Genomic DNA, 6,403 nt, shown 5'->3' with positions numbered 1-6,403 from the left:
AGATTCGACAAGGGGCGACCATTGTGCAATCGCAAGAAGATGACGGGGCGGAATGTCAATCCTGGTCTAACAGAGCCTTAAATAATCATTTGGCTGCCCGCTGGCTAAGTGAGTAGACTTTTTTGGAAATGCCGAGCACCCAACATATTTGCCTCAATAAAACCGCAGGTCACAGACCTGTGCCTTGTCGGTGCGGTCGGGGATTCGGTAAAAGTCTACTCACTTAGTTTTGCGTGATGCATATTGTCCGCAACGAGACCCCAACCAGGGTGATTCCATCGCAAATAAGCTGCCCCCATTGCACCATTTAGGCGCCGTATGGGTTGCGGTCGCGCTCGATGCGTTGGCGGATGTGGGCGTACTCGATAATCAACAGTACCAGCAGTAGGGCCATGATGGCCAGGTAGCTCACGACGGCGCCCATCAGGCCGAGCAGATTGATCAGAATCACCGGGAGCACCACGCTCACGGCAAAGCAGATCAGGTAGATCTTGGTGACGTCGCCGGCATGGCGCAGCACCGTGATGATGGCGTAGATAAAGTCGATGGCCGCGGTGACGCCGCCGGCGACGACCATCAGCAGCGCCAATGTGCGGTAGCGCTCAAAGCTGAGGCCGTACATAAAGCTCATGAGGGGAATACCGGGACCTGCCATAAATGCGGCGCACACGCCGGTGATGACCACGATCAGCGCCATAACGGCAACAATAATCAGGTCAAAGCGACGACGCTTGCGAGGATTAGCCCAAATGCTCGACAAGCGCAGGAGCTGCGGTTTATAGACAAATCCAATGCTCAACAGAATAGCCTGAGCTGGAAAAAACAGGGCATTAAAGTACAACTGGTATTTGTAGGCCAGTGTTCCTTCCATCACAAACTTGGGCATGCTCTCGATAAGATTGAACAGGAATAACGCGCCAAAGAGTGGGGCGCACTGGACAAACAGGTGGCCGACCTCGCGCAGGCTTACGCGGCGCGATTTTTCGGTCTCGAGCAGGGCGAGCGGCGCGGTGACCAGCACGAGCGAGGCGATCGCGGCGATGCCCATGGCCATGGCCGCGATGGGCATGCTGCGCGTGAGGAACAGTGCCACGCTAAAGACCGCGATGACGCCGATAGAGCGCAGCGTTTGGCTCATGCCGGCCAGGTAGAGCTTGTCGGCCTGCTGCAGGCGGCCTTCGTACACGTCGGCGACGCCGTCGATGACCTTATACAGGTAGACGCCCAGGCCGATCGTCGCCATCTGCGCGTCATAGCCGCGGGCGCTGCTATACATGAGGCCGCAGCCTAGGGCGAGCGCTCCGCAGATCCAACGATTGAGCTGGTAGGAGGCGAAGGACGTCTTTTCGTCGATGTCCGAGACCTGGAAATTGCGCACGCCGTAGTTGCACGCGATCATGATGAGCGTGCCGGTGACAAAGGCGATGGAGAACTTGCCGGCTTCTTCGGCGCCCACGAGCTGCGTAGACACGATGGTGAGCAACGGAAACGCCAGACCCCACACGGCGGTGCCGAGGGTGTTCCAAAGATAGTCGCGGCTGGTGGCGTGCTCTTCGTATTCAGCCTCTTGCGTGGAGAACCCGCCGCCGTAGACGGCGCCGAGCAGACGGTTCCACCAAGCGTTGACCATGCGGCGGACGGGGCCGGGCTCCCGATCGCGTTCGCGCCGGCGACGTGTGGCTTGGCTGCTATCGGGCCCGCCGGCGTTGCGCTGACTCAGCTCTTGGATGCGTGCGAGTTCCTCGGCAGTGTGCGAGGCAGGGAAGAGGCCGTTCTCGATGCGGCCGCCCCGGGCCTTCGCGGCGCCGTCCTTCGATGCAGCGGGGTTGGAGGTGCCGTTGCGGCGGGCGATGGCGCGGCGAATGCTATCGAGGGGCGTGATACTCAAAGCGGAGTCCCTTCTATTGCTGCGCTTTAGTATAGACGCGACGGTGTTCGCTCGTGTTTTTGAACGGATTGTTCAATAATTTCGGCGGGCGGCTGTAATTTGTCGGTAAACGTGCGGTATCCTGTTGAAGTTTTGTGACACCCCCGATGCCGCCCACGCGGTACCAAGGAGCTTCTACCTATGGACGTCGCCGCATTCATACTGGCTCTTGTGCCGATTATTTGGCTGGTCGTGATGCTGCTGTGCTTTAAATGGCCAGCTTGGAAGGCCGCTATCGGATCGTTTGTCCTTTCGTGCTTGCTTGCCTTCGCATGGTGGCACCTGCCGGCAGCGCAGATCGCGACCGCCTCGCTCGAAGGTTTTTTGATGGCTCTGTGGCCCATCGTCCTGGTGATCATCGCCGCGGTGTTCACGTATAACCTATGCGTTCGTACGGGCGCCATGGACGTGATCGGCAGCATGATCACCTCCATCAGCAGCGACCGCCGTCTGCTGGCGCTGCTCGTGGCTTGGTGCTTCGGTGGCTTTATGGAGGGCATGGCCGGCTTCGGTACCGCTGTCGCCATTCCCGCCGGCATGCTCGCGGGCCTGGGCTTTGAGGCCGTGCCTGCCGTGCTCATCTGCCTGCTGGCCAACGGCGTGCCCACGCCCTACGGCTCCATCGGCATCCCCACGGTGTCCGTTGCCGACCTGGTGGGTTTGGATTCCCTTCACCTAGCGACCGTTCAGCTGGTGCAGCTCGCACCGTTCTTTGTGGTGATGCCGCTATTTATTGTGCTGGTTGCGGGCCGTGTTGCCGATGACCAGGGCAATGCCGCGAGTGTGGGCGAGCGTCTGCACGGTGTTGCCGGCGTGGCGTTGCTCTCCGGCGTGTCGTTTGTCGGCGCGGCTCTGGTCGTTGCCATGTTTGTGGGCCCCGAGCTGGCCGTGGTCGTAGGATCCATCGTGTCGCTTGCGCTGACCGCCGCGCTTGCCATGCGTGCCGAGAAGTCCGGCCACCTGGATGCGCGCTTCCACATGAATATCGAGGCGGGGGAGAAGCTCACCGTTAAGTCGGCGCTTTCGGCCTGGTCGTGCTTCATCCTGATTTTTGTACTGCTGCTTGGTACGTCCAACCTGGTACCCGCCGTGCATGCCGCGCTTGCGCCCTTTGCAAGCCACGTGCAGGTGTATTGCGGTGAGAACCCCGGCACGCTTACGTTTTCGTGGATCAACACGCCGGGTGTCTGGATTTTCCTGGCGGCGTTTGTCGGCGGCGCCATTCAGGGTGCTTCGCCGCGCATGATGGGCGAGGTGCTTGCCGCGACCGTCAAGCAGATGATGCCGACGGTCATTACCATGCTTTCGGTACTGGGCTGCGCCAAGGTGATGGGCTATGCCGGCATGATCTCTTCAATCAGTGCGTTTTGCATTGCGCTCGCCGGGGGCCTGTACCCGATTCTGGCTCCGTGGATTGGTGCGGTTGGTGCGTTTGTGACCGGCTCGGGCACGTCCTCGGGCATGCTGTTTGGCCCCATCCAAAGCCAGGCCGCTACGGCGCTGGGCGTGAGCGACTACTGGATGGTTGCGCTCAACGCGCTTGGCGTCGCCGCCGGCAAGATGATCTCGCCGCAGACACTCGCCATCGGCCTGGCCGCCGTACACGTGCGCGGCAAGGACGCCGAACTTCTGGGCGCCGTCCTGCCCTACGACGCCGGCATGCTGGTCCTGATGAGCGCCATCGCCATGCTCGGCCAAGGCCTGCCGCTGTAGTCGGCACTTGGGGACGTTCCTTATGTGCCGGCACTTTGGGAACGTCCCTAAGTGCCGGCATCCGGGGACGCTCCTTGGTTGTTGCCTGTTCAAGAGTGTCCCCAACGACTAGTCGTTTAAGAACGTCCCCAATGACTAGGCCGCTTGCCTGCGTTTTTTGACCGTTGGGCGGGCTTGCCGCCCTTGCCGCAAAAACGTTTTTGCATATCGGGTACAACGGGCTTTACGTGAGTAAAGTGCGCGCCGCGTCCATGTGCCGCGTTTTTAAAGGAGGCCCCATGCCTGGTGTTACCCCTGCAGAAGTTTTGTCCAACTTTGGTATTACGCTCGTTGAAGATCCCGCCGAGAATCAACCCCGTCTGCTGGTCGATCTACCCGCCGCGGAGCTCGTCGAGCACGCTATCCGCCGCGAAGAAGGTCGCATGGCTTCCAACGGCGCGCTGGTGATCGAGACGGGGGAGCGTACCGGCCGTTCCCCCAACGACCGCTTTATCGTCGACACGCCCGACGTGCACGACAAAATCGCCTGGGGCGCGGTCAACCGCCCGCTGTCCGTCGAGAGCTATGAGACCATCAAGGCCGGCATCGTCGACTATCTCAACGAGCACGACGTGTTCGTCACGCGCGGCATGGCGGGCGCCGACCGCAACCACACGCGTCGCCTGCTCGTTGCCTGCGAGCGTGCCAGCCAGGCACTCTTTATTAAGCAGATGCTCGCCCGCCCGCTCGCCCGCGAAATCGCGCGCACCGGCGAGCCTGATTTCTGCGTGCTCGCAGCGCCCGGTTACCAGTGCGATCCTGCCATCAAGGGCCTCAACTCCAGTGCCGCCGTGGTCATCAACTTCCAGGAACGCGTGATTCTGGTCGCCGGCACCGGCTACTCCGGCGAGATTAAAAAGTCGATCTTTAGCGTCATGAACTATCTGCTGCCCGTCGAGGACGACGTGCTGCCCATGCACTGCTCGGCCAGCATGGATCCCGTCACGCACGAGACCGCCGTGTTCTTTGGCCTGTCCGGCACCGGCAAGACCACGCTTTCGGCCAATCCCACGCGCCTGCTGATCGGCGATGACGAGCACGGTTGGTCCGACATGGGCATCTTCAACATTGAGGGTGGCTGCTACGCAAAATGCGAGGGCCTGGACGCCTTCCACGAACCCGAGATCTTCAACGCTGTCCGCTTTGGCGCGATTTGCGAAAACGTTGTGCTCGACGAGAACCGCAAGCCCAACTACGATGACATCTCGATTACGCACAATACGCGCGTGGCCTATCCCGTGGAGCACATTCCTAACGCGTGGACTAAGGGCATGGGCACCACTCCGAGTGTCGTGCTGTTCCTGACTTGCGACGCTTTTGGCGTGCTGCCGCCCATCTCGCGTCTGACGGCCGACGCCGCCATGTACCACTTTGTGACGGGCTTTACGGCTAAGATTCCCGGCACCGAGGTCGGCGTCACCGAGCCCACGCCCACGTTCTCTTCGCTGTTCGGCGAGCCGTTTATGCCACTCGACCCCATGGTTTACGCCAAGATGCTCGGCGAGCGCATTGCCGATGGCCGCACGCGTGTGTACCTGGTCAACACCGGCTGGATCGGCGGCGGCTACGGCGTAGGCCATCGCATCGAGCTGGTCTACACGCGCTCGTTGGTCGCGCGCGCCCTCGACGGTACCATCGAGGACAGCGAGTTCGTACACGACGACATCTTTAACGTCGACATTCCCACCACGTGCCACGGTGTGCCCGACGGCATCCTGGTGCCGCGCCAGTACTGGCAGAGCACCGCTCGTTACGACGAGGCTGCACACAACCTGGCCGTGATGTTCGAGGAGAACTTCGAGAAGAAGTACTCGCACCTGCCCGAGTCCGTCAAGGCCGCCGGTCCGCACGCTCAAGTACACGCCGACGCCCGTCATCGCGGCCGCGGGCTGCTGGGACTTCGCCACTAGCTTCGCCGTGAGTCCATATCAACCACAAAGGGGTTGATTTTCAATCTCAACGCAACAGCCTGAACGGACCCCGCGTTTCCGCAGCTAGCGCAACGCGGAAATAGCTCCCGGCACCTGGCCATCACTTCGTTTCCGCAGGTGGAGGGGCTGTGGAGTCCGGTGTCCCCATGCCGCCGCCGCATGCTCCGCCAGCCCGCCGCGCAGCCGTTCCGGACTCAGCGCAACGGGCCCTCCGGCCCATGTCCCGGCCCGCCGCCTATCCCGCCCGTCCCTGATGGCCGCGAGCTTGGCGGCGGCGCCCTCCTCGGTCTCGTCGATCCCGGACCTGCTCGCCGAGAGCTCGGCGTCGGCCGCCTCCTGCGCCCTCCTGGCGCTGTAGAACACCCTGGGCCTCCTCGAGCAGCCGTAGCCCCTCCTGTGCGAGCAGCCGTTGCAGCACCTCGGCCACGTGGAGAGCCTGGGGCAGGCCCCCGACAGGTCCGCGGGCGCGGGCTCGCCGTAGCGCGAGCGCGGCGCGGTGACGTAGCGGTGCGCCGCCACCTCCCTGGTCACGGTCGAGGGCGACCTGCCGAGCTCCGCGGCGATCTCGCGGGCGCTGCGGTTGCGGTCGAGCATCCTCTCGACCGTGTTCCTCTCGTGCCTCGTGAGCCTCCCGTACGACCTTCCGGACGGCTTGGGTCTGGACATGCCGGCCTCCCTCCATCGCGGGCCGGGGGATTCCGGCCCCTCTGGGGTTGCCTACCCGGATTCGCGCCTCAGGACTCAGCGCAACGCGTTGCGCTGAGTCCTGAGGCTGTTGCAATGAAAATGAGAA

The 6,403-nt window shown here is 62.3% G+C and carries 4 protein-coding genes; 2 read left to right on the top strand and 2 right to left on the bottom strand.

Annotation, left to right across the window (positions count from 1 at the left end):
• Nucleotides 1–307 precede the first annotated feature (307 nt).
• Nucleotides 308–1,888, bottom strand: a complete 1,581-nt coding sequence (locus I2D57_RS09705) for a lipopolysaccharide biosynthesis protein (RefSeq protein ID WP_324249228.1) — start codon at nt 1,886–1,888, stop codon at nt 308–310.
• A gap of 180 nt (nt 1,889–2,068) precedes the next feature.
• Here I2D57_RS09705 and I2D57_RS09700 point away from each other — a divergent pair, with 180 nt between their 5' ends.
• Nucleotides 2,069–3,640 (top strand): L-lactate permease, encoded by a 1,572-nt coding sequence (locus I2D57_RS09700; RefSeq protein WP_195362335.1) that lies wholly within the window; start codon nt 2,069–2,071, stop codon nt 3,638–3,640.
• Nucleotides 3,641–3,918: 278 nt separating this feature from the next.
• On the top strand, nt 3,919–5,589 hold the full coding sequence (gene pckA / locus I2D57_RS09695; RefSeq protein WP_195362334.1) for a phosphoenolpyruvate carboxykinase (ATP): 1,671 nt from the start codon (nt 3,919–3,921) through the stop codon (nt 5,587–5,589).
• An 84-nt stretch (nt 5,590–5,673) separates the two neighbouring features.
• On the opposite strand, the gene I2D57_RS09690 is transcribed toward pckA, so the two are convergent.
• Nucleotides 5,674–6,276, bottom strand: coding sequence for a helix-turn-helix domain-containing protein (locus I2D57_RS09690; protein WP_195362333.1), 603 nt, complete (start codon nt 6,274–6,276; stop codon nt 5,674–5,676).
• Nucleotides 6,277–6,403: the final 127 nt, after the last annotated feature.

The organism is Collinsella aerofaciens (assembly GCF_015553355.1).
Taxonomy (GTDB): domain Bacteria; phylum Actinomycetota; class Coriobacteriia; order Coriobacteriales; family Coriobacteriaceae; genus Collinsella; species Collinsella aerofaciens_V.
Note: the sequence above shows the minus strand (reverse complement) of the source record. Positions and strands in the feature narration are given on the sequence as shown.

Coding starts and splice junctions, on each gene's coding strand:
- I2D57_RS09700 (WP_195362335.1), top strand. CDS start 2,069: ATGGACGTCGCCGCATTCATACTGGCTCTTGTGCCGATTATTTGGCTG.
- pckA (WP_195362334.1), top strand. CDS start 3,919: ATGCCTGGTGTTACCCCTGCAGAAGTTTTGTCCAACTTTGGTATTACG.
- I2D57_RS09690 (WP_195362333.1), bottom strand. CDS start 6,276: ATGTCCAGACCCAAGCCGTCCGGAAGGTCGTACGGGAGGCTCACGAGG.